This is a genomic window from Candidatus Accumulibacter similis (assembly GCA_013347225.1).
GTDB lineage: Bacteria > Pseudomonadota > Gammaproteobacteria > Burkholderiales > Rhodocyclaceae > Accumulibacter > Accumulibacter similis.
Genome location: CP054595.1, coordinates 3,619,371 through 3,644,580 on the forward strand (window position 1 = coordinate 3,619,371; position 25,210 = coordinate 3,644,580).

Sequence of the window (25,210 nt, forward strand, 5' to 3'; positions counted from 1 at the left end):
GGCTACCCGGATGCGGCGTCAGAGCGCCGCCTGCCGATTGGCCAGTACCTTGTCGATCAAGCCGTATTCTGCCGCTTCCTGCGCCGAAAGGAAATTGTCGCGATCGGTATCGCGTTCGATCCGCTCGATCGCCTGCCCCGTGTGCTGCGCCATGAGTTCATTGAGCTTGGCGCGCAGCGACAGGATTTCCTTCGCATGGATCGCGATATCCGAGGCCTGCCCCTGGAAGCCACCCATCGGCTGGTGGATCATCACCCGCGAGTTCGGCAGCGCGAAGCGCTTGCCGGCAGCGCCGGCCGCCAGCAGGAAGGCCCCCATCGAGCATGCCTGCCCCATGCACAGGGTCGAGACGTCGGGCTTGACGAACTGCATCGTGTCGTAGATCGACAGCCCCGCCGAGACCGCACCGCCCGGTGAGTTTATGTAGAAGTGGATGTCCTTGTCCGGATTCTCGGCTTCGAGAAACAGAAGCTGCGCGACCACCAGGTTCGCCGTCACGTCATTGACCGGACCAACGAGAAAGATCACGCGCTCCTTCAGCAGACGCGAGTAGATATCATAGGCGCGTTCGCCACGACCGCTCTGCTCGATCACCATCGGCACCAGTCCAAGTGCCTGCGGGTTCCAACTACCTGCGGGGTCAATGCCCATTTCGTTTCCTTGGTTGCCGTGAAATCGCTGTCGCGATTCACGAAGCCCCTTCCACCACCAGGGCTGGAAGAGCATCAGGGGCAAGGGAAGCCGACGATGCCAATGGCGCTGCGCAGCCGCTGCCGCCACTTCGTCGCCAGCACCGCCGCGCCGCGTGTCAGGCTTGCTGCCCCATCAGTTCGGCGAAGGCCACCGGCTTGTCACGAACCGTCACCCGCTGCAGAACCCATTCGACCACGTTCGCCTCGATCGCCGCGCCTTCAAAATCGTTGAGGCGTTCGGCCTTGGCGTAGTACCAGCGAACGACCTCTGGCGGATTGTCGTAGCTTTGCGCAGCCTCCTCGACCAGTTCCTTCACCTGCGCCGGCTGCGCCTGCAGATCGTTGACCCTGACGATTTCCGACAGGATCAGGCCGATCGATACCCGCCGCCGGGCCTGATCGGTGAACCACTCCGGTCGCATCGGCAGATCCTTGACCTGCATGCCGCGCTGCTCCATATCCTGACGCGCCGCCTGCATCAACCGCTCGACCTCTCGCTGAACCAGAGCCTCCGGCACGTGCAGCGGGTTCGCCTGCAACAGCACGTCCATCACCTGGGCGGTAATCCGGCCCTGCAGACGCTTCTTCACTTCCCGCCGGAGGTTGGCCTCGATCTCGGCCCGCATCTGCGTCAGGTCGCCATTCTCGACACCCAGAGCGCGGGCGAAATCCCCGTCGAGTTCCGGCAGGACTGGCTCACAGACCTCCTTGAGCACGATGTCGAAGGTCACCGACTGGCCTGCCAGATCCTTCGAGAAGTACTCGTCCGGGAACGTCATGTCGAACGACTTGGCTTCGCCGGCGCGCGTGCCGATCACCGCATTCTCGAAGTCGGAAAGCATCTTCCCTTCCCCGAGGACGAAACGGTAGTCCTTGCCCTGGCCACCCGCAAAGGGCTCGCCGTCCTTCTTGCCGAGGAAGTCGATGGTGACCCGGTCGGCCAGAGCCGCCGCACGATCGACCGGCTCGTAGCGCACACGCTGCTTGCGCAGAATCTCCAGCGTGCTGTCGATCTCCTCCACACCGACCTCGAGCACTGGCCGTTCGACTTCGACGCCGGCAAGATCACTCAGCGTGACTTCCGGGTAAACCTCGAACGTCGCCGAGAAATCCATGTGCGTCGTACTGCCGCTGTTGTTCGCCTCGATCTTCGGCGTACCGGCGACGCGCAGCTTCTGGGCACTGACCGCCTCGCCGAACAAACGCCCCAAGGCCTCCTGCAGGGCGTCCAAGCGCGCCTGGTGGCCATACTGCTGCCTGACGATGCTGGCCGGCACCTTGCCTGGGCGAAAGCCCGGCAGCTTCATGTTCTTGCCCAGGCGCAACAGGCGCCGGTCGACTTCCTGCTCGAGTTCGGCTATCGGCACCGACAGGTCGAGGCGGCGCTCAAGGGCACTTGCCACGGGTGCAGCAGTGTTAGCAGCGTTAGTTTCCATTGAAAAATCCTTGTGATACAGGCTGAAATGTGACTCGAACCGGAGGTCGCCACGAACGACCCCGGACGCTTCCAGACCGTGCTGCGCCGGCAGCCGGAGCGACCGCCGGCGGGCACCAGACGACTGCGCTACAACCGCCTCCCGCCGCGCCTGCACGACGACCACAGACCCACCCGGGCACTCTCGGCAGCCACCGCCAGCCACGCGCCGACCGTTGCGCTGCCTCCCCGCGCACGGAAAGCGGGTGATTCTACAGTATTATTCGACGCCTCGAAACCCACCGCCCGGCAAACCCGGCAACGGGTCGGTGGCGCCCTGCCGGCAAGCCGAGCATTCGCCCGACCGCCGGCACGAGGAGGCGCGGCAGCCGATGCGTCGATGACGACGCGCAGCTGTAAGTAAATCACGCACGCTGCGACAGCACCTGCACACCCCACGGAGAACGACTCATGCACGCCACCCTGCCCCTGCTCTCGATCACGACGTTCCCGGCCGTGGCCCGCCGTTCGGTCGAGGTCCTCCAGGTCAACCTCGGCTACCGCTGCAACCAGAGCTGCCTCCACTGCCACGTCAACGCCGGTCCGCAGCGCCGAGAGGAAATGACCGCCGAGACGGTGGATGCCGTGCTTGCCTTCATCTCGGCCAGTCCCGAAGTCCGGGCGCTCGACCTCACCGGCGGCGCACCCGAGCTGAACCCGCACTTCCGGCGACTGGTGGTCGCCGGCCGGCAGCGTGGCCTGCGGGTGATCGACCGCTGCAACCTCACCATTCTCGAGGAGCCCGGGCACGAGGATCTCGCCGACTTTCTCGCCACGCATCGCATCGAGGTCGTCGCCTCGCTGCCGTGCTACCTCGAGGAAAACGTCGAGCAACAGCGTGGCAAGGGCAGCTTCGCCGCCAGCATCCGCGGCCTGCAGCGGCTGAACGCGCTCGGTTATGGCGTGGCAGACAGCGGGCTGCAGCTCAACCTCGTCTTCAATCCGCAGGGGCCGACGCTGCCACCACCGCAGGCCGCACTGGCGACGGCTTACCGGGAACAGCTCGGAGAAAGGTTCGGCATCGTCTTCAACCAGCTCTTCACCCTGGCAAACATGCCGATCCAGCGCTTTGGCTCGGTCCTCGTCTCGCGTGGCCAGTTCAACGGCTACATGCAACTGCTGCGTGCCGCCCACCGCGAGGAAAACGTCGCGCACATCATGTGTCGCAATCTGCTCTCGGTCGACTGGCAAGGCTATCTCTATGACTGCGATTTCAACCAGCAACTCGGCCTGCCGATCGGCGGGCGCGGCAGTTTTCGCCTGCACATCAGCGACATCGACGCGGCCTCACTCGAGGGTCACGCAATCCGTGTCGCCGAACACTGCTACGGCTGCACCGCCGGACAGGGGTCGAGTTGTGCTGGCGCCCTCGGCGACGAGCCGGCCCCAGCGCCAACCTGTGGCACCTGAACTGCTGCCAGGTACAACGGCAGGCGCACCGCCCAAGACCGCTCGTACCCCGCGGACAGGAGCACAGGACGATGAGCAACGCCGGTCTGCCGGTCGCCCGGGCGCTGGCAGCAATCACTCCGGCGGTAGCAGCAGGCTTGCCGTCTCCTGCAAGTCCTTTTCCGACAGTACGCCAGCGGCGGCCCTGAGCTGCAGGGTGCTGAGCAGATACTCGTAACGCGCCTGCGCGAGGTCGCGCCTGGCGACAAACATCACGCGTTCGGCGTTGAGCACATCAACGTTGCTCCTGATCCCGCTGCGCATGCCGCGCAGCGTCCCCTCGACGGCCACGACGCTGGCGTCGACGGCCTTCTGATAAGCGGCGACCTTGCTGACACCCGTCTCGACTGCCATGAACTGCCGCCGGACCTCGACCAGAACCTCGTTGACGGCCGCATCCAGCTCGGCCCGGGCGCGCTCGCGGTTGGCGACCGCCTGGTCGGTCAACGCGTTGACCCGGCCGCCGGCAAAGAACGGGATGTTCAGCTGCATGCCAACGGAGTTGATGACGTTCCGCTGGTCGACAGTCGACAGCGTTTCCCCCTGCGTTCGCGATGCGCGCGCAACCAGGTCGAGCTGTGGATAATGGCCGGCGCGATTGCGATCGACCTCGAGGCTGGCGAACTCGAAGGACTTGCGCCGCGCCCGAATCTCCGGGCTGCTCTCCTCCGCCATCGCCGACCACTGGTCGAGACCGACGCCTTGCATCGCGCTCGGGCTGAAGTCCGGACGCAGCGGCCATAGCGGCGCCATCGCCTTGCCAGTCATCGTCTCCAGCTTGAGCATCGCCACCGACAACCGGTCGATGGCATCGGCGCGACCGGCACGGGCGAGCTGCAATCGTGACTCAGCCTCGGCAACCTCGGTCACCGTCCCCTCGCCCCCCCGGCGCCGCCGTTCTGAGGTCTCACGGTCGGCACGGTAGGCGGCGATCTCGGCATCGCTCAGCGCCAGCCTCTCGAGCGAGAACAGTACCTCGAAATAGGCTGCCGCGAGCTTGACGGCGAACTCCGCTTCCTTGCGATCGAAGACGGCGTCGCTGAACGCCGCCTGCACGCCCCCCTGCCGGTAGCGGACGAAACTGTCGTAGTTGAACAACGGCTGCCGCAGGGCAATGGCAGCAGCCTCCTCGCGGTAATCGAGATCCTCGGTCGGGCTGCCTGCCCTGGTGTAGTACGTCCGTTCACCCCGGTTCCTCGAATAGGCGCCAGTCATGCCGATGTTCGGCAGCAATCCGGCGCGGCCGATGGCGATCGCATACTGCCCGGCGTCCCGCTCGTAGCGCGCTGCGCGTAGGGTCGGATCGTTCTGTCGCGCGGCGTAGTACGCATCCATCAGGCCGGCCGCCGACACCGCGGACGCCACCAGTGCCAGCACGCAGCCCGCCAGCCCGGCAGCAGCGCAACTCCTCATCCTCATTCCTCGGTCAGCGCCGTCTTCATGCGATCGACGAGGGGCTTGAAGAGATAGTTCAACATCGTCCGCTCACCGGTCTTGATGAACACCTCGGCGGGCATGCCGGCCTTGATCTCGTAGCTCTTGAGCTTCTTCATCCCGTCCTCGGTGACGACCACCTGACCACGGTAGTACGGCGGCACCCTGCCCTGCGGATCGGTCGTTGCGTCGGCCGCGACCTGCACGAAGTCACCCGGAATCTGTGGCGTCGTGCGCTGGTTGAACGCGGGAAAAGTGATGTCGACCGGCGAGCCGATGCGCACCTTGTCGATCAGCGTCGTCGGAATCTGCACATCGATGCGCAGCGGCTCGTTCTTCGGCACCACGTCCATCAGCGGCGTCCCCGGCGCCAGCACGCCGCCGACGGTATGCACGCTCAGTCCGACGACGATTCCCTCCGCCGGCGCGCGGATATCCGTGTTGGCGAGTTCGAAGGCCAGTCCGGCGAGACGACTGTCAAGCGATGTCACCTCCTTCTGCACCTCGGCGAGGCCGTTCTCGACGTCCTTGTCGTAATCCTGCTGGCGCGCGGTCATCCGCATCCGGACCTCGGCAATGCTCTGTCGTGTTCGCCCGAGATTGCCGATGTCCTCGGAAATTGCACCGCTGAGCTGCGCCAGCAGACGCTCCTGCTCGGACAGGCGGTTGCGCGGGAGATAACCTTCCGCCGCCAAGTCGCGCAAGCCCTTGAGCTCGTCCAGCAGCAGCCTGCTCTGCTCTTCCTTGGCCCGCCGCGTCGCCTCGAGGCCCTGGGCCGACGACTGCAGACCGGCGAGCATGCTGCGCATCGCCCCCAGTTCAGCCTGCAGCGCCGCCTGCCGGGAACGCAACAACTGCGTCTGCACCGCCATCGCACTCGCAGCGCGCGGGTCGTCGCGTGCCTGCAGCAATGCGTCAGGAAAGACGATCTCCGACTTGCCCTGCGCCTCCGCCAGCAGCCTCGACTCGGCCGCCTTGGCGACGAACCATTGGCTCCGCGCCACCTCGTACTGCGAACTCGCCATCGTTGGGTCGAGACGAACGAGTACCTGGCCGCTCTGCACTCCATCCCCGTCCTTGACCAGAATCGCTTCGACCTTTCCCGCACCAAGGTTCTGCACCGTCTTGCGGTTGCCGGTCACGACGACCTGACCACCCGCCGGGACCCCTTGGTCGAGAGGCGCCAGAGCCGCCCACAGCATGAAGCCGCCGAAACCGATGGCGAGAACCAGCCAGCCGAAACGCGACGCCCGACCATGATCGATATCGACCGCAGCCGCCCGCTGCCCGCCGACCTCACCGAACTGCGCGACCTCGCCAACATCGGTGATGTCGGCCTCGGACGCCTTCTTCCGCCCAAACATGCTGATCGACATCCTCCTGATTCTCCCTTCAGGCGCCGACGCGCGGTGTCGCCGGCGTGCTCCCGGCAACCGTCACCGGTGCCGGCCGGGCGGCGGCGCCCGGACGTTCTGCACCGCCCTGGTTCCCCGCGCGCAACGCCGCCAGAACCTGGTCGCGCGGTCCGTGCAGCTTGACCGTCCCTTCATGCATCACCAGAATGCTGTCCGCGACGGCCAGCGTGCTCAGGCGGTGGGTGATGATCACCACCGTGCGCTTCCGGGCCTTGAGGCGCCGCAGCGTTTCCGCCAGCGCCGCTTCCCCCTGGTCATCCAGGTTCGAATTCGGCTCGTCGAGCACGATCAGCGCCGGATCGCCATAGAGCGCCCTGGCCAAACCGATCCGCTGCTTCTGCCCGCCCGAAAGGGCGCTGCCGCCGTCGCCCAGCGGCGTGTCGTAGCCCATTGGCAACAGCAGGACCAGGTCATGGACACCCGCAGCCTGCGCCGCTGCCAGAACCCGTTCCGAGTCGATCTCGCCGAAACGGGCGATGTTCTCGGCAACGGTTCCGTCGAACAGCTCGATGTCCTGCGGCAGATAGCCGAGATGGCGACCCAGCTCGTCCTTGTTCCACTTGAACACCTCGGCGCCATCGAGCCGCACGGAACCGGCCAGCGGCGGCCAGACGCCGACGAGCAGGCGCGCCAGTGTGGACTTCCCGGAAGCACTCGGCCCGATGACCGCGACGACTTCGCCCGCCTGCAGGCTGAAGCTGACATTCTTGAGGATCAGCACCCTGCTGCCGGGAGCCGCGGTCGCCGCATTCTCCACCAGTACGACGCCATCGGGTCGAGGCAACGGCATGCCGGCAACGCGGGCCGGATAGACCTGCAGCAACTCGGCCAGGCGCCCATACGCCGCGCGCGCCGATACCAGCTGCTTCCAGTTGGCGATCAGGACCTCGACCGGAGCCAGCGCACGACCCATGATGATCGAGCCGGCGATCATCATGCCGGGCGTGATCTCGCCCTCGATCGCCAGCAGCGCACCATAACCCAGTGCCAGCGACTGCATCGAAATCCGCACGAAACGGGTGATGGCGTTGAGCACACCCGCACGATCGCTCGCCAGAGCCTGCTGCATCAGGAACTTCTGGTGCAACTTGAACCAGCGACCGCGAATCGCCGGCAGCATTCCCATCGCCTCGATCACTTCGGCGTTGCGCAGATTGTTGTTGGCCTGCGCACTTGCGGCCATCGCCAGCTTCTGCGCCTCGCCCAGGGGCCCCGCCGAAACCCGCTCGTTGACCACCGCCAGGATCACCAGCAGCAGCACCCCGATCAGCGCGAAAATCCCGAGCTGTACGTGCAGCATGAAGATCACCAGAACATAGATCGGCATCCACGGCGCATCGGTCAGGGCAATCAGGCCGGCACCCGTCAGCGTCTGCCGCATCGAGGCAAGGTCGTTCAGCGCCTGTGCCGGATTCTGGCCCGCGTGGCGCAGGTTGCGCTCGAAGGTCGCATCGAAGACGCGGGCATTGATGTCGAGATCGAGGCGCGCGCCGACACGAACCAGCACCATTGACCGGATCCACTCGAGCACCGACATGAGCCCGAACAGGCCGAGCGTGATCAGCGTCAGCATCAGCAGAGTCGTGACGTTGCGGCTGCCGAGCGCGCGGTCGTAGATCTGCAGCATGTAGATCGCCGGCGTCAGCATCAGCAGGTTGACGAAGAAACTGAAGCTGCCGACGGTGATGAACGCCCGGCGAAGCGACAGCAGCACCTCGGCAAGCTCGCTGCGTTGCTGCGCTGGCCTATTCATTGCCGCCATTCCCTGAAGACACGCTGCCTCTCCTTCCCGATCCTGGCCTCAAACCGCCGCCGGCAGTCGGCGCCAGCGACGTGCCGGGCAGGAACCTGCTCTGCGGCGGGGGACAATGATGACCGATGCGCGCGACAAGGACCAGCCTCGCGGCCCTGGGCGTCGCCCAGCGCCCATCCGGTGTCCGTTGCGCCACACCAACTGCATCCCAGCGCGCCTGCACGCGCCATGCGGGGCGACGAGGCGCCGCCCTGGCGAGGCCGATGACGATGGCTGGCGCCCAGCAGCATCATCCGTGAGCGCAGGGCCATCATCGCCAGCAATCGCCCTGACGGAGCCAACTACCGGTCGCGGGAGGAGGCTTTCCCACCGGCCCTGCCGCGTCCGTCAAGCGCCAGCAGCAGCAGGAAGCAGCCGGCGACAAGCGCTGCGATTCCCCCCTGCAGCACCGTCAGCAGTTCGAAGCCTGCGAGATAGTGCTTGCCTGCCAGACGCGTTGCCACGACAACGATGCAGAGCAACAGGCCGCTGCCACCGATGGCACGTCCAACCAAGAGCAGAAGAGCTTCCATGTGCAACCCCCTTTCATCAATGAATGCAGCAGCCGGTCAGCACCGGGCGGACCGCCATCCGACCACGGATGCGGGGCATCCATGTCGCCACGGGAAGCCGCGCGCCGGCAGCGACGCCGATGCGGCGAGGCCGGGAACCGGGCTGCGTGCACGCCGACCGGCTCGCGCGCAGCGCGCCGGCCCGTGCCGGCCTATTCCGGAAGCCCGTTCAGATAATACAGGCTGTCCAGCCGCGCGCCCGGTTTGGCAAGATGACCGAACCAGCGATCGTATATCTCGTAAATCTCACGGCTGCGCGACAGTCGCGCCAGAACCGAGTTCACCGCCAGGCGGAAATCGGCGTCGTTGCGCCGCAGCATCAGCGCATACGGCTCATAGGAAAAGGTCTCGGGGCCGATCGCCCAGTCGGTCTGGCTGCCGGAATCGAGCGCCAGTCCGATCAGCAGCGAGCGATCCGAGGTGTAGGCGTCGGCCTTGCCCTGCAGCAGTGCGGCCAGCCCGTGCTGATGGTCGCCGACCGTGACCACTTCGGCACTGACCCGGTGCTGTGCCAGCGCCGCGACGAGTGTCCGCTCGCTGGTCGTGCCGCCAGCGACGGCGATCTTCCTGCCGCCCAGATCCTCGATGCGCCTGATTCCGGCAGCGCGCCGCGACAAGTAGGAAGCGCCATCGATGAAGGTCGGCAGGCTGAAGTCCACCTCCTGCATGCGTGACAACGATGCCGTCGTGGAACCGCATTCGAGGTCGATCTCGCCCGACTTCAGCTTCGCGATCCGATTCTCCGGAGTCACCGCGACCCAGAGCAACTGCAGTTCCTCGAGACCCAGTTGCCTGGCGACGCCGGCGACCACGCGTATGCACAGGTCCACCGAGTAGCCCCAGGGCTGGTTGTCATTGCCGGTATAGGAGAAGGGAATCGACGAATCGCGGTAGCCGAGCGCGATCGTCCGGCTCGCCCTGATCTTGTCGAGCGTCCCTGCCGCCTGCACCATCGGCGCCAGCGACAACAGCAGGCCAGCCACCAGCCAGCAACACGAGCGATGCAGCCGCATCGGACTCCTCCTGAATGAAGAAAAAAGACCGGCACCCGACGGGTGCTGATTCTCACATGGCGGCCGTGGCCTGGAAATCGCCCTCGTCCAGCCACATGCCATGTGTCGTGGTTCGCTCCACCGTGCCTTGCCTCTCGGCCTGCTCGCGACCATTTCCACAACCTCTCAGCCGGCGGCCTCCCCCCCGCCCGCTACTGCCAGGCAGCGAGGAACTCATGCCAGTGCGCCTTGTCGAGCCGTTGCAGGGCAGCACGAACGCTGGCCTGCTCCTGCTCGTATCCGCTCGCCGCGATCTCGCCGCGCATCAGCCGGAAGCGCAGAGCCACGAGATAGGTGTTGACGGCGTCGGTCTCGCAGTAATCGCGGATCTCGGCGCTGCGCCCCTCCTGCCACGCCTGCCAGACCTTGCCGCCATCCATGCCGAGCTTGCCCGGAAAACCGATCAGCCGTGCCAGCTCGTCGAGCGGGACGGCGGCCCGCGGCTGATAGAGTGCCAACAGGTCCATCAGATCGAGGTGACGCGTGTGATAGCGGCTGATGTAGTTGTTCCACTTGAAGTCGCGACTGTCGGCATGATCACCGTCGCCGAGATCCCAGTAGCGCGGCGCGACCAGCCCGTGGATCAGTCCCCGGTAATGCAGCACCGGCAGGTCGAAGCCGCCGCCGTTCCAGGACAACAGTTGCGGCGTGAACTTCTCCACTCCGTCGAAGAAGCGCTGAATGATCTCCGCCTCGCCCAACTCGGGTGCCGCCAGCGACCAGACCCGGAAATCCCTGCCCAGGCGCAGCGCGCAGGAGATCACCACCACCCGCTGCAGGTGCAACGGCAGGAAGTCGTTGCCGGTCGCCGCCCGCCGTCGCTGGAAGGCGAGTTCGGCGACCTCCTCGTCGGACAGAGTCCGGTCGAGCAGGTGCAGGCGCCGCAGACCCTCGACGTCGGGGACCGTCTCGATGTCAAAGGCGAGGACCGGCTTCATCGACCGCGTTCAGGCCGGGAAGACGCCGGTCGACAGGTAGCGGTCGCCGCGGTCGCAGACGATGCTGACGATGGTTGCATTCTCTACTTCAGCCGCCAGCCGCAGCGCGACGGTCAGCGCGCCGCCCGAAGAGATGCCGGCAAAGATGCCTTCCTCGCGCGCCAGGCGACGCGTCATCTCTTCCGCCGCACCCTGTGACACCGACTCGACGCGATCCACGCGCGTGCGGTCGAAGATTTTCGGCAGGTAGGCTTCCGGCCACTTGCGTATCCCCGGTATCTGCGAACCGTCCTCCGGCTGGCAGCCAACGATGCAGACCGCCTGGTTCTGCTCCTTGAGGTAGCGCGAGACCCCCATGATCGTGCCGGTGGTTCCCATGCTGCTGACGAAATGGGTGATGCCGCCGGCCGTCTGTCGCCAGAGTTCCGGGCCGGTTCCCTCATAGTGCGCCAGTGGATTGTCGGGATTGGCAAACTGATCGAGAATGATGCCTCGCCCCTCCCTCTGCATGCCCTCGGCGATGTCGCGAGCCAGTTCCATGCCACCATCGCGCGGCGTCAGCACCAGCTCGGCGCCAAAGGCACGCATCGTCTGCCGCCGCTCGACGCTCTGGTTCTCGGGCATCACCAGCAGCATCCGGTAGCCGCGAGCGGCGGCCACCATTGCCAGCGCGATGCCGGTGTTGCCGGAGGTCGCCTCGATCAGCGTGTCGCCGGGCCGGATGTCGCCGCGTCGTTCGGCACGGGCGATCATCGACAGCGCCGGGCGATCCTTGACCGATCCGGCCGGATTGTTGCCCTCGAGTTTCGCCAGGATACGGTTGCCCCGCTCCTCGCCGAGCGCGCCCGGCAAACGTTTCAGCAGCACCAGCGGCGTGTTGCCAACCTGGTCCTCGAGGGTTTCAGCCATGTGCATTCAGCCAGTCGACGTAGCGTGGGACGGCCTCACCGACGTCGGCGAAGGGCGCCTGGTAGCCAACCCGGCGCAGCTTCGTCAGATCGGCCTCGGTGAAACTCTGATAGCGGCCCCTGAGATCCGCCGGAAACGGGATGTATTCGATCAATCCCCGCCCGACCAGTTCCGCCAGCGGCAGCGGATCCGCACCGGCAAGCGCCCGGCAGGCATTGACGTTCGCGACCGCCAGCTCGTTGAAGGTCTGTGCGCGACCGGTGCCGACGTTGAAAATCCCTGACTTCTCCGGGTGATCGAGAAAGAAGAGATTGACCCGGACGACGTCGTCAACGAACACGAAGTCGCGCCGCTGCTCGCCATCGGCATGCCCGTCACAACCGGCGAAGAGCCTGACCTTGCCTTCGCTGCGAAACTGGTGGTAGTGGTGGAAGGCTACCGACGCCATTCGCCCCTTGTGCGACTCGCGCGGTCCATAGACGTTGAAATAGCGGAAACCGACCACCTGCGAGCTCAACGAACCATTCACCGTCAGCCTCTGGCGAACGATCTGATCGAAGAGGAATTTCGAATAGCCGTAGACGTTCAGCGGCGCCTCGTGCACCCGCTCCTCGCAGAAGACCCGGCCACCACCGTAGGTCGCCGCGCTCGAGGCATAGAGCAACGGCACCTCCTGGTCGAGGCACCAGTCGAGGATGCCAAGCGAGTAGCGATAGTTGTTCTCCATCATGTAGCGACCGTCGCTCTCCATGGTATCGGAGCATGCGCCCTGGTGCAGGATGGCATCGACGTCGCCGTCGAAATGGCCGGCCAGCAGGCGTTCGAGGAACTCCTGCTTGTCCAGATAATCGGCGATCTCGCAATCGACCAGGTTGCGGAACTTGTCGGCCCGTGTCAGGTTGTCGACGGCGATGACGCGGCGCACACCGCGCTCGTTCAGCGCCTTGACGAGATTCGCGCCGATGAAGCCAGCGGCGCCAGTGACGATGGTGTACATGGGTTCACCTCATTTCAGCGCGGCCGCCAGTTCATCGCCACCGACCACCGCAGTCCCCAGCTTGCCGACGACCAGACCGGCGGCAACATTGGCCGCATGCACCGCTTCCGGCCAGCCCGCGCCGCAGGCGAGCGTCACCGCCAGGGTGGCGATCACCGTGTCACCGGCACCCGAGACGTCGAAGACTTCGCGCGCCACCGCCTTCTCGTGGATCAGCCCGGACTCGTGAAAGAGCGACATTCCCTCTTCACTGCGCGTCACCAGCAACGCCGCCAGCTGCAACTGCTCGCGCAACGCCGCCGCCTTGCGCGCCAGTTCGTCCTCATCGTGCCAGCGACCAACGACGGCGCGCAGCTCGGCGCGGTTCGGCGTCACCACCGTTGCACCGGCATACTTCGAGAAATCGTCACCCTTCGGATCGACGAGCACCTGCTTGCCGGCCGCGTTCGCCAGCCGGATCATCTCGCCGATGTGCGTCAGGCCCCCCTTGCCATAGTCCGAGAGGATCACCGCGTCACAGTCGGCGACGCGGGCGGAAAACTCGACCAGTTTCGCGCGCAGGACCTCGTGCGACGGCCAGGTTTCGAAGTCGATGCGCAGCAGCTGCTGCTGCCGGCCGATGACGCGCAGCTTGACGGTGGTGCTGATCGCCGGATCGACATGCAGGCTGACGTCGATGCCGCTGGTCGCCAGCAGGTGCTGCAGGCTCTGCCCGGCCTCGTCGTCGCCGACGACCGACAGCAGCGAGGCACGCGCGCCCAGCGCCGCGACGTTGCGGGCGACGTTCGCCGCGCCACCCGGCCGCTCCTCGCTGCGGCCGATGCGCACCACCGGCACCGGCGCCTCGGGCGAGATGCGCGCGACATCGCCGAACCAGTAGCGGTCGAGCATGACGTCGCCGACGATCAGCAGGCGCGCCCCCGACAGGTCAGGCAGCCGCATGCACGTCCCGGTCAACCAGAGGCTGTCGGCACGCCAGCCCGGCGCCGCGCGCGGCAGGCACTGAAAATCGCAAGGGAGACTCCTAAGGTGTCAGATCGAACTCTTCGCTGCGCTTCGGAGAATAGGTCTCCCAGCCGCCGCAGGCCGGACAGCGCCAATAGAACTGGCGTGCCTTGAAGCCGCAATTATCGCACCGATAACGCGCCAGACGACGCGTGTACGTCTGCACGATGCCTTTCGCCAGTTCCAGGTCGGGGCGGCTTTCGGCGCTGGCGAGCAGCAGTCTCGCCTCGAGCAGCTTGTCGAAGCCGAGCAGGGTCGGGTTCCGCTTCAACTCGTCACGCACCAGTTCGTAGGCGGCCTCAGCGCCGTCGCCCTCGAGAACGAGCTGGAAGACGACGTCCAGCAGATCGAGCGACGGATAGTGCTCGAGGTAGCCGCGCAGCAGGCGCAGGCCGGCATCGCGCCGGTCGAGCTTGCGGAAGGCGCCGAGCAGGCGCTGCGCCACGAGCGCCAGATACGCCGGATCCTGCTGCTCGATCCGCTGCCAGGACTCGATCGCCGCCTCCCACTGCTCCTCCTGCAACTGCATGTCGCCGCGCAGCAGGCTGGCGCGAACGCACTTGCGGTTGCGTTCGAGCGCCGTCTGCAGATAGCCGGCGGCAAGATCGCGGCGCGAACGGATCATCTCCGCCGCCGCCAGCTCGCAGTAATACTCTGCGATCTCCTTGTGCGACGCGAAATCCGGCAGTTCGGAGGCGATCGCGATCGCCTTCTCCCAGTGCTTCTCGAGCTGGTAGATCTCGAGCAGGTTGCGCTTCGCGTCCTCGCCCAGATCCGAGTCGCGCAGCTTGTCGAAAACGGCCTCGGCGCGATCGAGCAGCCCTGCCTTGAGATAGTCCTGCCCGAGTTCGGCCAGAGCCTGCAACTTCAGCTCCTGCTTCAGGTCCTCGCGCTCGATGAGATTCTGGTGCATGCGGATCGCGCGATCGGTTTCGCCACGCCGGCGAAACAGGCTGCCGAGGGCGAAGTGCAGCTCGATCGTCTGCGGATCCACCTTGACCGCCTCGACGAAAGCCTCGATGGCACGGTCGGGCTGCGCGTTGAGAAGAAAGTTCAGCCCCTGGAAATACGAACGCGGCAGCGCGCGCGACTCGCGCACCAGATGACGGATGTCGATCCGTGCCGCCAGCCAGCCGAGGCCGAAGAACAGCGGAAACAGCAACAACTGCCAGTAGTCGAATTCAATCATTGATCAGGCTTCCAGGCAGAACGCGAATCGCCAGCAGGCTGAGGAACAGCGCGAACCTCCACATCCAGGGCGACGAACTCATCGATCAGCTCCCACAGAAACGGGCGGCGACTCTCGTCGCCGCCCGTCATCTGCCGCGGCCCGGCGAGCCGGGGCAACGCGTCACTCCGGCGCGGCGTCCACGCGCTCGCGCAGTTCCTTGCCGGCCTTGAAATGAGGCACCCATTTCTCGGGCACCTCGACCTTCTCGCCGGACTTCGGGTTGCGGCCGACCCGCGGCGGCCGGTAGTTCAAGGCGAAGCTGCCGAAACCACGAATCTCGATGCGATCGCCCCTGGCCAGGGCCTCTGCCATCGCCTCGAGAATCATCTTCACCGACATGTCCGCATCCTTGGCAACGAGTTGCGGGAAGCGCCGGGCCAGTTCGGCGATCAGATCCGACTTGGTCATCCTCCAGCCTTACTGCGGATTGTTCAGCTTGGCCTTGAGCAGCGCCCCAAGGTTCGTGGTACCCGAACTGGCGCTGCTGTCGGCCGAGAACTTCTGCATCGCCTCGTGCTGTTCGGCCTGCTCGCGCGCCCTGATCGAGAGACTGATCGAGCGGGTCTTGCGGTCGACGTTGATGATCATCGCCTCGATCCGGTCGCCTTCCTTGTACAGCTTGGAAAGGTCGTCGACGCGCTCGCGCGAGGCCTCGGATGCACGCAGGTAGGCTTCGATGTCGCCTTCGAGCATGACCACTGCACCGCGTGCATCGACCGACTTGACAACGCCGCGGGCGATGCTGTTCTTGTCGTGCGTCGCGATGTAGCTGGTGTAGGGATCGCCGTCGAGCTGCTTGATGCCGAGCGAGATGCGCTCCTTGTCGGTATCGATCGCCAGCACCACCGCGTCGACCTCGTCCCCCTTGCGGAAGTTGCGGATCGCCTCTTCGCCAGCAACCGACCACGACAGATCCGACAGATGAACGAGGCCGTCGATGCCACCCGGCAGGCCGATGAAGACGCCGAAGTCGGTGATCGACTTGATCGCCCCGCGCACCCGGTCGCCCTTCTTGTAATTCATCGAGAACTCGTCCCACGGATTGGCGGCGCACTGCTTCATGCCGAGCGAGATGCGGCGGCGATCCTCGTCGATCTCGAGGATCATCACCTCGACCTCGTCGCCGAGCTGGACGACCTTCGACGGGTGGACGTTCTTGTTCGTCCAGTCCATCTCGGAGACGTGCACCAGGCCCTCGATTCCCTGTTCGATCTCGACGAAGGCACCGTAGTCGGTGAGGTTGGTCACCTTGCCGAAAAGGCGGGTCGTCGGCGGGTAACGGCGGGAGATGCCGACCCACGGGTCCTCGCCAAGCTGCTTCAGGCCAAGCGACACCCGGTTCTTCTCCTGGTCGAACTTGAGGATCTTCGCCTGCACTTCATCACCGACCGCCAGCACCTCGGACGGATGGCGGACACGACGCCACGCCAGATCGGTGATGTGCAGCAGGCCGTCGATGCCGCCGAGGTCGACGAAGGCACCATAATCGGTGATGTTCTTGACGACGCCCTTGACGACGCTGCCTTCGCGCAGCGCGGCCAGCAGCGCTTCGCGCTCCTCGCCGACGCTCGCCTCGAGGACGGCGCGCCGCGAAACCACCACGTTGTTGCGCTTGCGGTCGAGCTTGATGACCTTGAACTCGTAGGTCTTGCCTTCGTACGGTGTCGTGTCCTTGACCGGGCGCATGTCGACCAGCGAACCAGGCAGGAAGGCACGAACGCTGTTGGTCATCACCGTCAGCCCGCCCTTGACCTTGCCGGTGATCGTGCCGGTGACCAGGCTGCCATCGTTCAGTGCCTGCTCGAGGGCGTTCCAGGCGGCGACCCGCTTCGCGCGGTCGCGCGACAGCCGGGTCTCGCCGAAACCGTTCTCGAGTTGCTCGATCGCAACCTGGACGAAATCGCCGACCTTGACTTCGAGGACGCCCTGGTCGTTGAGGAATTCTTCAAGATCGATATAGCTCTCGGACTTGAGGCCGGCATTGACGACGACAAAGTTCTGGTCGATGCGCACGACTTCCGCGGTGATGACCTCGCCAGGCCGCATTTCCTGGCGACCAAGGCTCTCTTCGAAAAGTTCGGCAAAGCTTTCTTGCATGGTGGGATTGGCTGACATATGTGTTGAGTGACCTGACCGCAATACTGCGGGGTGAGTTGATGACGATCACCCGCCCTGCGCGTTGCGGCACGCCCCCCGGCGACGGCTGGCGGGACGGCATGCCGACCGGCTCGGCGGGACAAGCCCGTACCGAAGGCCGCTGCTGCGACGCATCTGGCTGGTGACACCTGCTGGCGAACGGCGGCCGCCGTTTCACCCTTTTCCCGGAACCTTGTTGACCCAGTCCAGCACCTGCGCCACCGCTGTTTCGATGGTCAGATCCGTCGTGTCGAGCAATTCAGCATCCGTACTCGGCAGCATCGGTGCCACGCTGCGCTCGCCATCCCTGGCGTCGCGCTCCGCGAGATCCTGCACGAGATCGCGGATATTAGCAGCGATTCCTTTGCCGATCAACTGCTTAAGACGCCTCTCCGCACGCATCGCGAGGCTGGCGGTGAGAAACACCTTGGTCGTCGCATCCGGGAAGACCACCGTGCCCATGTCGCGCCCGTCGGCAACCAGTCCGGGCGGCCGCCGGAAGGCCCGCTGCCGGAACAGGAGCGCGCTGCGCACGGCCGGCAGTGCCGCCACCAGCGACGCCGCGCGCGAGATCTCCTCGCTGCGGATGGCGTCGCCGACCTCCTCGCCGGCAAGGTGGATCGACGTCCCGGAAAACTCGACGGCGAGCGTCGCGGCGATCGCCGCCACCGCCGCCTCATCGTCGCAGCCGGCACCGGCGCGCAGTGCGGCGAAGGCCGTCAGGCGATAGAGAGCGCCCGAATCTAGATAGTGCCAGCCCAGCGCCCGCGCCACGCGCGCGGCGACGGTCCCCTTTCCGGACGCGGAGGTGCCGTCGATGGCGACCACCGGCACCGGCCGCGTCATCGCCGCGAAACGCTCGAAATACTCGGGGAAGGTCTTGCCGACGGTCTGCGGATCGTTGATCCGCAGCGGTGCGCCGCGGGCGGCGAGCGACAGGCACATGGCGATGCGGTGATCGTCGTAGGTATCGATCACCGCCGGCTGCAGAAGCTGATCAGCGGCTGGCGGATGGATGCGAATGAAGTCCTCGCCGCTGTCGACGCGGACGCCGAGCTTGCCGAGCTCGTTCGCCATCGCCGCGATGCGGTCGGTCTCCTTCACCCGCCAACTGGCGATGTTGCCGAGCGTCGTCGGCCCACTGGCGAACAGCGCCACCGTCGCCAGCGTCATCGCGGCGTCGGGAATGTGGTTGCAGTCGATCTCGATGCCGTGCAGCCGGCCATCGGCAGCGCCCGCGAGCGGCGCCGCAGCCTCGATCCAGTTGTCGCCAAGGCTGACCTGTGCGCCCATCGCCGCCAGCGCATCGGCGAAGCGGACGTCGCCCTGGATCGAATCGTTCCCCACCCCCTCGACGCGCACCGGTCCGCCACCGATGGCGCCGAGCGCCAGGAAGTACGACGCCGACGACGCGTCGCCCTCGACGTGCAGCACCCCGGGCGAGCCGTAGACGCTGCCGGCGGCGACGGTGAAGCGTTGCCAGCCGTCGCGCTGCACGGCGACGCCGAAACGCGCCATCGTCGCCAGCGTCATCTCGACGTAGGGCCGCGAGATCAGCTCGCCGACGATCTCGACCGTCGTCTCGACGCCACGCAGCGGCAGCGCCATCAGCAGGCCGCTGAGGAACTGGCTCGAGACATCGCCGCGCAGGCGGACGACGGCAGCGGTCGAGCGCCGCGGCGGCCGGATCAGCAGCGGCGGAAAGCCCTCGCCCTCCAGGTAGTCGATCTCGGCGCCGACCTGCCGCAGGCCAGCGACGAGATCGCCGATCGGCCGCTCGTGCATCCGCGGCACGCCGGCCAGCCGGTAGGTGCCGCCGGCCAGAGCCAGCACCGCCGTCAGCGGCCGGAAGGCGGTGCCGGCATTGCCGAGGAACAGTTCGGCCGCGCGCACCGGCAGCTCACCGGCGACGCCGCTGACGGCGAGCGCAGCATCACCGGCCGGCTCGATGCCGACGCCCAGCGTGCGCAGCGCAGCCAACATGTGCGCGGTGTCGTCCGAGGCCAGCAGATCGCGAATCTCGGTGCGCCCACTGGCCAGTGCCGCCAGCAGCAGGACGCGGTTGGAGATGCTCTTCGACCCCGGCAGGCGCAGCGTGCCGGCGGCCGATCCGAACTGCGGCAGGTCGAGGAAAGCCGCGCTCATCGGCCGCCCCGGCGCTCGCCCCAGTCGCGCCGGGCACGCCGGGCGATGTCGAAGACTTCCTCCAGCCGCGCCCCGTCGGCCGCCTGCAGCGAATCGCGCAGGGCGTCGAGCTGCTCCCGGTAGCGGTCGAGTTCCTCGAGCAGCGCCAGCCGGTTGGCGAGACAGATGTCGCGCCACATCTCGGGATGGCTGGCGGCAATCCGCGTGAAGTCGCGAAAACCGCTGGCAGCGAAATCGAACAGCAACTCGTGGTTGTCGCGCCCTGCCAGTTCATGTACCAGCGCGAACGACAGCAGGTGCGGCAGGTGGCTGACGGCAGCGAAGATGCGGTCGTGCTCGGCGGCACCCAGTTCGCGGATGATCGCGCCGCAGGCCTCCCAGGCGCTGCGGACGCAGGCGACGCTGATGGCATCGTTCTCCGGCAGCGGCGTCAGTACGACCTGGCGGTTGCGGTAGAGGTCGGCGCGCGCCGCCGCCGCGCCACTGTTCTCGGCGCCGGCGATCGGATGCGCCGGCACGAACTGGCCGATGCGCTCGCCGAAATGCTCGCGCGCCGCCACCACCACGTCCTCCTTGGTACTGCCGGCGTCGCTGACGACCGTGCGCGGACCGAGACAGGGAGCGATGCGCGCCATGATCTCGCCGCTCATGCCGACCGGCGCGGCGATCAGCACCAGATCAGCGGCGTAGACTTCCTGCCCGATGTTGAAGCCGACGCGATCGAGAATACCGAGTCGCAACGCCTGGTTCAGGGAGCCGAGCGTGCGCCCGAAGCCGACCACCTCGCCGACCTGCCCGGCTGCCTTCAGCGCCAGCGCGAACGAACCGCCGATCAGCCCGACGCCGAAGACCACCACCCGCTCGAGCAGCACCGCTCCGCTCATCGCCGTTCCCCGCGACCGGGCTTCACAGCGCTGCCTCGAGCGCGGCCAGGAAGCGCGCGTTCTCGCTCTCGCTGCCGATCGTCACGCGCAGCCAGTCGGGCAGGCCGTAGGCGGCGATCGGCCGCACGATCACCCCCTGCCGCAGCAGTTTCTGGTTCGTCCGCACCGCGTCGGCGAGGCGGAAGGTGACGAAGTTGCCGTGCGACGGGATGTGCGTCAGGCCGAGCCGTTTCAGGCCGGCGACGATCTGTTCCATGCCCGCCCGGTTGAGCGCGTAGCTCTCCGCGACGAAGCGGTGATCGTCGAGCGCCGCCACCGCCGCCGCCAGCGCCAGGTTGTTGCAGTTGAACGGCTGCCGCACGCGATTCATCAGGTCGGCGATTTCCGCCGAGGTCAGCGCGTAGCCGATGCGCAACCCGGCAAGGCCATGGATTTTCGAGAAGGTGCGGGTGATCACCAGGTTCGGCAGGTCGGCCAGCCAGGCCGTCGTATCGACCCGTTCGGCCGGTGGCAGGTACTCGTTGTACGCCTCGTCGAGCACCACCACCACTTCGCGCGGCAGCGAAACGAGGAAATCCCGCAGCGCTGGCGCCGGCAGGAAGGTGCCGGTCGGGTTGTTCGGGTTGGCGATCCACAGCACCCGCGTGTCCGGCCGCACCGCCGCCCGCATCGCTGCCGGATCATGCCCGTAGTCGCGCGCCGCGACGGCGATCGGTTCCGCCCCGGCGGCCAGCGTCGCCAGCGGATAGACGGCGAAGGCGTACTGTGCGAAGACCGCCGACCGTCCCGGCGCGAGAAAGACCCTCGCGACGAGGTCGAGGACGTCGTTGGAACCGTTGCCGAGGACGATCTGCTCGACGCCGAGCCCGCTGCGCGCCGACAGCGCCTGCAGCAGCGCGAACTGGTCCGGATAGCGCGCCAGGTCGTCGACCGCCGCCAGCATCGCCGCGCGCGCCTTCGGGCTCATGCCGAGCGGATTCTCGTTCGATGCCAGCTTGACGATCTGCGTCACTGCCAACCCCATCTCGCGCGCCAGCTCGGTGATCGGCTTGCCCGGCTGGTAGGGCGAGATCGCCCGCACGTAGGGTAGAGACTGCTCGCTGAGTGCCATTGTCGGTCCTCACGTAAAGTCGCCGGCACCGCCGGCCAGCGACGGCGGTACGGGCGCGGATCAGGCCGCCGGTCAGTAGGCGGCCATCGGGTACGAACCCAGAAGCTTCAGGTATGGCGCCCGCCGCGCCAGCTCGGCGAGCGCGCGGCGCAGCGGCTCGTCGTCGCGGTGACCATCGACATCGACGAAGAAGACGTACTCCCACAGCGTGTGCCGCGCCGGGCGCGATTCCAGCCGCGTCATCGACACGCCGGCATCCGAAAACGGCGCCAGCAGGCGGCTGAGGGCGCCGGTCTGGTTCTGCGCCGACATGATCAGCGAGGTCTTGTCGCGTCCAGAAGGGCCGGCATCGTGCCGCCCGAGGACGGCAAAGCGGGTGGTGTTGTTCGGCTCGTCCTCGATGTTGCTCGCCAGCTCGGGCAAGTGGTAGCGCTCGGCCGCCGCCTGGCCGGCGATCGCCGCCGCACCGGCTTCCGCCGCCGCCAGTTGTGCCGCCTGCGCGTTGCTGCCGACCGGCACCCGCTGCGCCAGCGGCAGCGAGCGGTTGAGCCACTCGTGGCACTGCGCCAGCGACTGCGCGTGCGAGTACACCCGGTGCACGCCGGCGAGCGCCGTCTCGTTCGACAGCAGGTGCTGGTGGATGCGCAGGACGACCTCGCCGCAGATCTTCAGCGGCGTCGTCAGCAGCAGGTCGAGCGTCCGCCCGACCGCACCCTCGGTCGAGTTCTCGATCGGCACCACAGCGTAATCGGCGTGCAGCGCCTCGACCTCGCGGAAGACGTCGTCGATCGAAGCCTGCGGCAGCAGGCGCGCCGCATGGCCGAAATGCTTCACCGCCGCGCTCTCCGAGAAGGTGCCGAGCGGCCCGAGGAAAGCAATGCCGAGCGGCTGCTCGAGCGACAGGCAGGCCGACATCACCTCGCGGAAGAACCAGGTCAGGCTCTCGTTCGACAGCGGCCCCGGGTTCATCCCCTGGATCCGCTGCAGCACCTGCGCCTCACGTTCCGGGCGGTAGATGAACCCCGCCTCGCCATGCCGCGCCTTGATCTCGCCGACCTGCTGCGCCAGCCGCGCGCGCTGGTTGAGCAACGCCAGCAGGTCGTTGTCGACCTCGTCGATCTGCCGCCGGACGATCGCCAGCTCGCGTTGCAGATCGTCGCTCATGACGTCGCCAGCGGAAGCCACCGCCACGACGTCGCCGGCGGGGTCATCATTCGGCCGCCGCCGCGTCCGCCGCCGGGGCGTCGGGCGCCGTCGGCTCGGCTGCCGGCTCGTTCGCCACGCCCTCGTCCTCGCTCTCGACTACCTTCTCGAGCCCGGCGAGCTTCTCGCCGGCGTCGAGCGCGATCAAGGTCACCCCCTGCGTCGCCCGCCCGAGTTCGCGGATCTCGCGCACGCGCGTGCGGATCAGCACGCCGCCGGTGGTGATCAGCATGATCTCGTCGTCGTCGCGAACGAGACGGGCGGCGACGACACGGCCATTGCGCTCGCTGGCGGCGATCGCGATCACCCCCTGCGTGCCGCGGCCCGAATGGCGGAAATCGGCGAGCGCCGTGCGCTTGCCGTAACCGTTCTCGGTCGCCACCAGCACCGTCTGCTGCTCGTTGTCGGCGACCAGCAGCGACAGCACCTGCTGCTGCTCGCCAAGCTTCATGCCGCGGACGCCGCGCGCCGTGCGTCCCATCGGCCGCACGTCCTCCTCGTCGAACCACACCGCCTTGCCGACGTCGGACACCAGCACGACGTCCTGCCTGCCGTTGGTGATCTCGGCGCCGATCAGGAAATCGTCGGCATCGAGCGCGACGGCGATGATGCCGCTGCGGCGCGGGTTCGAGAAGTCCGACAGCGGCGTCTTCTTCACCGTCCCCTGCGCCGTGCACATGAAGATGAAGCGGTCGTCGGTGAACTCCTTGACCGGCAGGATGGCACTGATCTTCTCGCCCTCCTCGAAGGGAAAGAGGTTGACGATCGGCTTGCCGCGGCTGGTGCGCGTCCCCTGTGGCACCTCGTAGACCTTCAGCCAGTAGACGCGGCCACGGTTGGTGAAGCAGAGGATGAAATCGTGCGTATTGGCGACGAACAGGTGATCGATGAAATCGTCGGTCTTCATCGCCGCCGCCTGCTTGCCGCGGCCACCGCGGCGCTGTGCGCGGTAATCGGCGAGCGGCTGCGACTTGATGTAGCCAGTGTGCGACAGCGTCACGACCATGTCGACCGGCGTGATGAAGTCCTCGATCCCCAGGTCCTGCGTGCTGATGACGATCTCCGACCGCCGCTTGTCGCCGAACTGGGCGCGGATCGCCGTCAGCTCGTCGCGGATCATCTCGGTGATCCGTTCCGGCCGCGCCAGGATGTCCATCAGGTCGGCGATCCGTTCGAGCAGCTCGGCGTAGTCGCCGACGATCCTGTCGCGCTCGAGGCCGGTCAGCCGCTGCAGCCGCAGTTCGAGGATCGCCTGTGCCTGCGCCTCCGACAGCAGGTAGCCGCTCTGCGACAGGCCGTACTCGATCCCGAGTCCCTCCGGCCGCGTCGCGTCGAGTGCCGCCCGCGCGAGCATCTCGGCCACCGTCGGCGAGTGCCAGAGGCGGCCCATCAGCCCGCGGCGCGCGTCGGCCGGGGTCGGCGAGGCCTTGATCAGCGCGATGATCTCGTCCACGTTGTCGAGCGCCACCGCCAGCCCTTCCTGGATGTGCGCCCGCTCGCGCGCCTTGCGCAGCTCGAAGACGCTGCGCCGCGTCAGCACCTCGCGCCGGTGCCAGAGGAAGCACTCGAGCATCTGCTTCAGGTTCAGCAGGCGCGGCTGGCCATCGACCAGCGCCACCATGTTCATGCCGAAGGTGTCCTGCAACTGCGTCTGCTTGTACAGGCAGTTGAGCACCACCTCCGCCACCTCGCCGCGCTTGAGCTCGATCACCACGCGCATGCCGGACTTGTCGGACTCGTCGCGCAGGTCGGAGATGCCCTCGATGCGCTTCTCGTTGACCAGCTCGCCGATTTTCTCGAGCAGGGTGCGCTTGTTCACCTGGTACGGCAGCTCGTCGACGATGATCGCCTGCCGGTTGCCGCGGTCGATGTCCTCGAAATGCACCTTGGCGCGCATGACGACGCGGCCGCGACCGGTGCGGTAGCCCTCGCGCACGCCGGCGACGCCGTAGATGATGCCGGCGGTCGGAAAATCGGGCGCCGGCAGCAGGTCGATCAGCTCGTCAATCGTCACCGCCGCGTTGTCGAGCACCGCCAGGCAGGCATCGACCACCTCGCCGAGGTTGTGCGGCGGGATGTTCGTCGCCATGCCGACGGCAATGCCCGACGAACCGTTGATCAGCAGGTTCGGGATGCGCGCCGGCAGGACCAGCGGTTCCTCCTCGGCGCCGTCGTAGTTCGGCCCGAAATCGACCGTCTCCTTGTCGATGTCGGCCAGCAGTTCGTGGCCGATGCGCGCCATGCGCACCTCGGTGTAGCGCATCGCCGCCGCGTTGTCGCCGTCGACCGAGCCGAAGTTGCCCTGCCCGTCGACCAGCATGTAGCGCAGCGAGAAGTCCTGCGCCATGCGCACGATGGTGTTGTACACCGCCGTGTCGCCGTGCGGATGGTACTTGCCGATGACGTCGCCGACGACGCGCGCCGACTTCTTGTACGGCTTGTTCCAGTCGTTCGACAGCTCGTGCATGGCGAACAGCACGCGCCGGTGCACCGGCTTCAGGCCATCGCGCGCGTCGGGCAGCGCCCGCCCGACGATGACGCTCATGGCGTAGTCGAGATACGAGCGGCGCATCTCGTCTTCGAGACTGATCGGCAGGGTTTCCTTGGCGAAGGCTTCCATCTTCTTTCCGCTGGCGACGCGACTGCAGGGCCCATGTCGTCGTCTTGTTCGAGCCCGGGATTCTATCACGCCGACGGTCGCGCGCGCCGCGCGCGCTGCGGCTGACGGGGGTTCGGCGGTGGCGATCGGCGGGTGTCAGGACGAACGCTGA

At 66.7% G+C, this 25,210-nt stretch carries 20 protein-coding genes; 1 reads left to right on the plus strand and 19 read right to left on the minus strand.

Annotated elements, in window-relative coordinates; all coding sequences use genetic code 11:
* Nucleotides 1-18: 18 nt before the first annotated feature.
* Both clpP and HT579_15845 read right to left on the minus strand, forming a co-directional pair.
* A complete protein-coding gene (gene clpP / locus HT579_15840; GenBank protein ID QKS30255.1) occupies nt 19-651 on the minus strand; it encodes an ATP-dependent Clp endopeptidase proteolytic subunit ClpP in 633 nt (210 codons plus the stop codon).
* A 157-nt stretch (nt 652-808) separates the two neighbouring features.
* On the minus strand, nt 809-2,128 hold the full coding sequence (locus HT579_15845; protein ID QKS30256.1) for a trigger factor: 1,320 nt from the start codon (nt 2,126-2,128) through the stop codon (nt 809-811).
* A 449-nt stretch (nt 2,129-2,577) separates the two neighbouring features.
* Here HT579_15845 and arsS point away from each other — a divergent pair, with 449 nt between their 5' ends.
* Nucleotides 2,578-3,576, plus strand: coding sequence for an arsenosugar biosynthesis radical SAM protein ArsS (gene arsS / locus HT579_15850; protein QKS30257.1), 999 nt, complete (start codon nt 2,578-2,580; stop codon nt 3,574-3,576).
* Between the two features lie 114 nt (nt 3,577-3,690).
* On the opposite strand, the gene HT579_15855 is transcribed toward arsS, so the two are convergent.
* From HT579_15855 to gyrA, 17 genes are all read right to left on the minus strand, one after another.
* Nucleotides 3,691-5,028: a TolC family outer membrane protein gene (locus tag HT579_15855; protein QKS30258.1), complete on the minus strand. Its 1,338-nt coding sequence runs from the start codon at nt 5,026-5,028 to the stop codon at nt 3,691-3,693.
* Between the two features lie 2 nt (nt 5,029-5,030).
* Nucleotides 5,031-6,425 (minus strand): HlyD family type I secretion periplasmic adaptor subunit, encoded by a 1,395-nt coding sequence (locus HT579_15860; protein ID QKS30259.1) that lies wholly within the window; start codon nt 6,423-6,425, stop codon nt 5,031-5,033.
* A gap of 16 nt (nt 6,426-6,441) precedes the next feature.
* A complete protein-coding gene (locus tag HT579_15865) occupies nt 6,442-8,217 on the minus strand; it encodes a type I secretion system permease/ATPase (GenBank protein QKS30260.1) in 1,776 nt (591 codons plus the stop codon).
* A gap of 341 nt (nt 8,218-8,558) precedes the next feature.
* Nucleotides 8,559-8,789: a hypothetical protein gene (locus HT579_15870; GenBank protein QKS30261.1), complete on the minus strand. Its 231-nt coding sequence runs from the start codon at nt 8,787-8,789 to the stop codon at nt 8,559-8,561.
* Nucleotides 8,790-8,980: 191 nt separating this feature from the next.
* Nucleotides 8,981-9,841 (minus strand): amino acid ABC transporter substrate-binding protein, encoded by an 861-nt coding sequence (locus HT579_15875; protein ID QKS30262.1) that lies wholly within the window; start codon nt 9,839-9,841, stop codon nt 8,981-8,983.
* A gap of 191 nt (nt 9,842-10,032) precedes the next feature.
* Nucleotides 10,033-10,818 carry a 3'-5' exonuclease gene (locus HT579_15880; protein QKS30263.1) on the minus strand — a complete coding sequence of 262 codons (786 nt, stop codon included), beginning with the start codon at nt 10,816-10,818 and terminating at the stop codon, nt 10,033-10,035.
* Nucleotides 10,819-10,827: 9 nt separating this feature from the next.
* Entirely contained in the window at nt 10,828-11,733 is a 906-nt protein-coding gene (gene cysM / locus HT579_15885; GenBank protein ID QKS30264.1) for a cysteine synthase CysM, read from the minus strand.
* Entirely contained in the window at nt 11,720-12,724 is a 1,005-nt protein-coding gene (rfaD, locus tag HT579_15890; GenBank protein ID QKS30265.1) for an ADP-glyceromanno-heptose 6-epimerase, read from the minus strand. The genes cysM and rfaD overlap by 14 nt, the downstream gene beginning before the upstream one ends.
* 9 nt (nt 12,725-12,733) lie before the next feature.
* The gene (rfaE1, locus tag HT579_15895) at nt 12,734-13,666 is read right to left on the minus strand and encodes a D-glycero-beta-D-manno-heptose-7-phosphate kinase (protein QKS30266.1); all 933 of its coding nucleotides are present in this window, start codon (nt 13,664-13,666) and stop codon (nt 12,734-12,736) included.
* An 82-nt stretch (nt 13,667-13,748) separates the two neighbouring features.
* The gene (gene lapB, locus HT579_15900; GenBank protein QKS30267.1) at nt 13,749-14,918 is read right to left on the minus strand and encodes a lipopolysaccharide assembly protein LapB; all 1,170 of its coding nucleotides are present in this window, start codon (nt 14,916-14,918) and stop codon (nt 13,749-13,751) included.
* 162 nt (nt 14,919-15,080) lie between these two features.
* Nucleotides 15,081-15,368: an integration host factor subunit beta gene (locus tag HT579_15905; GenBank protein ID QKS30268.1), complete on the minus strand. Its 288-nt coding sequence runs from the start codon at nt 15,366-15,368 to the stop codon at nt 15,081-15,083.
* 9 nt (nt 15,369-15,377) lie between these two features.
* On the minus strand, nt 15,378-17,075 hold the full coding sequence (gene rpsA / locus HT579_15910) for a 30S ribosomal protein S1 (GenBank protein QKS30269.1): 1,698 nt from the start codon (nt 17,073-17,075) through the stop codon (nt 15,378-15,380).
* A gap of 195 nt (nt 17,076-17,270) precedes the next feature.
* A complete protein-coding gene (locus HT579_15915; GenBank protein QKS30270.1) occupies nt 17,271-19,241 on the minus strand; it encodes a bifunctional 3-phosphoshikimate 1-carboxyvinyltransferase/cytidylate kinase in 1,971 nt (656 codons plus the stop codon).
* A complete protein-coding gene (locus HT579_15920; protein QKS30271.1) occupies nt 19,238-20,125 on the minus strand; it encodes a prephenate dehydrogenase/arogenate dehydrogenase family protein in 888 nt (295 codons plus the stop codon). The genes HT579_15915 and HT579_15920 overlap by 4 nt, the downstream gene beginning before the upstream one ends.
* Before the next feature lie 22 nt (nt 20,126-20,147).
* Nucleotides 20,148-21,236: a histidinol-phosphate transaminase gene (locus HT579_15925; protein QKS30272.1), complete on the minus strand. Its 1,089-nt coding sequence runs from the start codon at nt 21,234-21,236 to the stop codon at nt 20,148-20,150.
* A gap of 72 nt (nt 21,237-21,308) precedes the next feature.
* Nucleotides 21,309-22,400, minus strand: a complete 1,092-nt coding sequence (gene pheA / locus HT579_15930; GenBank protein QKS30273.1) for a prephenate dehydratase — start codon at nt 22,398-22,400, stop codon at nt 21,309-21,311.
* A 46-nt stretch (nt 22,401-22,446) separates the two neighbouring features.
* Nucleotides 22,447-25,059: a DNA gyrase subunit A gene (gene gyrA / locus HT579_15935; GenBank protein QKS30274.1), complete on the minus strand. Its 2,613-nt coding sequence runs from the start codon at nt 25,057-25,059 to the stop codon at nt 22,447-22,449.
* Between the last annotated feature and the right edge of the window lie 151 nt (nt 25,060-25,210).

What these genes read in the sequence shown, in the direction of transcription:
- arsS (QKS30257.1), top strand. Translation starts at nt 2,578, where the DNA reads ATGCACGCCACCCTGCCCCTGCTCTCGATCACGACGTTCCCGGCCGTG.
- lapB (QKS30267.1), bottom strand. Translation starts at nt 14,918, where the DNA reads ATGATTGAATTCGACTACTGGCAGTTGTTGCTGTTTCCGCTGTTCTTC.
- rpsA (QKS30269.1), bottom strand. Translation starts at nt 17,075, where the DNA reads ATGTCAGCCAATCCCACCATGCAAGAAAGCTTTGCCGAACTTTTCGAA.
- HT579_15905 (QKS30268.1), bottom strand. Translation starts at nt 15,368, where the DNA reads ATGACCAAGTCGGATCTGATCGCCGAACTGGCCCGGCGCTTCCCGCAA.
- HT579_15870 (QKS30261.1), bottom strand. Translation starts at nt 8,789, where the DNA reads ATGGAAGCTCTTCTGCTCTTGGTTGGACGTGCCATCGGTGGCAGCGGC.
- gyrA (QKS30274.1), bottom strand. Translation starts at nt 25,059, where the DNA reads ATGGAAGCCTTCGCCAAGGAAACCCTGCCGATCAGTCTCGAAGACGAG.
- HT579_15925 (QKS30272.1), bottom strand. Translation starts at nt 21,236, where the DNA reads ATGGCACTCAGCGAGCAGTCTCTACCCTACGTGCGGGCGATCTCGCCC.
- HT579_15920 (QKS30271.1), bottom strand. Translation starts at nt 20,125, where the DNA reads ATGAGCGGAGCGGTGCTGCTCGAGCGGGTGGTGGTCTTCGGCGTCGGG.
- HT579_15875 (QKS30262.1), bottom strand. Translation starts at nt 9,841, where the DNA reads ATGCGGCTGCATCGCTCGTGTTGCTGGCTGGTGGCTGGCCTGCTGTTG.
- rfaE1 (QKS30266.1), bottom strand. Translation starts at nt 13,666, where the DNA reads ATGCGGCTGCCTGACCTGTCGGGGGCGCGCCTGCTGATCGTCGGCGAC.
- HT579_15915 (QKS30270.1), bottom strand. Translation starts at nt 19,241, where the DNA reads ATGAGCGCGGCTTTCCTCGACCTGCCGCAGTTCGGATCGGCCGCCGGC.
- cysM (QKS30264.1), bottom strand. Translation starts at nt 11,733, where the DNA reads ATGCACATGGCTGAAACCCTCGAGGACCAGGTTGGCAACACGCCGCTG.
- HT579_15880 (QKS30263.1), bottom strand. Translation starts at nt 10,818, where the DNA reads ATGAAGCCGGTCCTCGCCTTTGACATCGAGACGGTCCCCGACGTCGAG.
- rfaD (QKS30265.1), bottom strand. Translation starts at nt 12,724, where the DNA reads ATGTACACCATCGTCACTGGCGCCGCTGGCTTCATCGGCGCGAATCTC.
- clpP (QKS30255.1), bottom strand. Translation starts at nt 651, where the DNA reads ATGGGCATTGACCCCGCAGGTAGTTGGAACCCGCAGGCACTTGGACTG.
- HT579_15845 (QKS30256.1), bottom strand. Translation starts at nt 2,128, where the DNA reads ATGGAAACTAACGCTGCTAACACTGCTGCACCCGTGGCAAGTGCCCTT.
- HT579_15860 (QKS30259.1), bottom strand. Translation starts at nt 6,425, where the DNA reads ATGTCGATCAGCATGTTTGGGCGGAAGAAGGCGTCCGAGGCCGACATC.
- pheA (QKS30273.1), bottom strand. Translation starts at nt 22,400, where the DNA reads ATGAGCGACGATCTGCAACGCGAGCTGGCGATCGTCCGGCGGCAGATC.
- HT579_15865 (QKS30260.1), bottom strand. Translation starts at nt 8,217, where the DNA reads ATGAATAGGCCAGCGCAGCAACGCAGCGAGCTTGCCGAGGTGCTGCTG.
- HT579_15855 (QKS30258.1), bottom strand. Translation starts at nt 5,028, where the DNA reads ATGAGGAGTTGCGCTGCTGCCGGGCTGGCGGGCTGCGTGCTGGCACTG.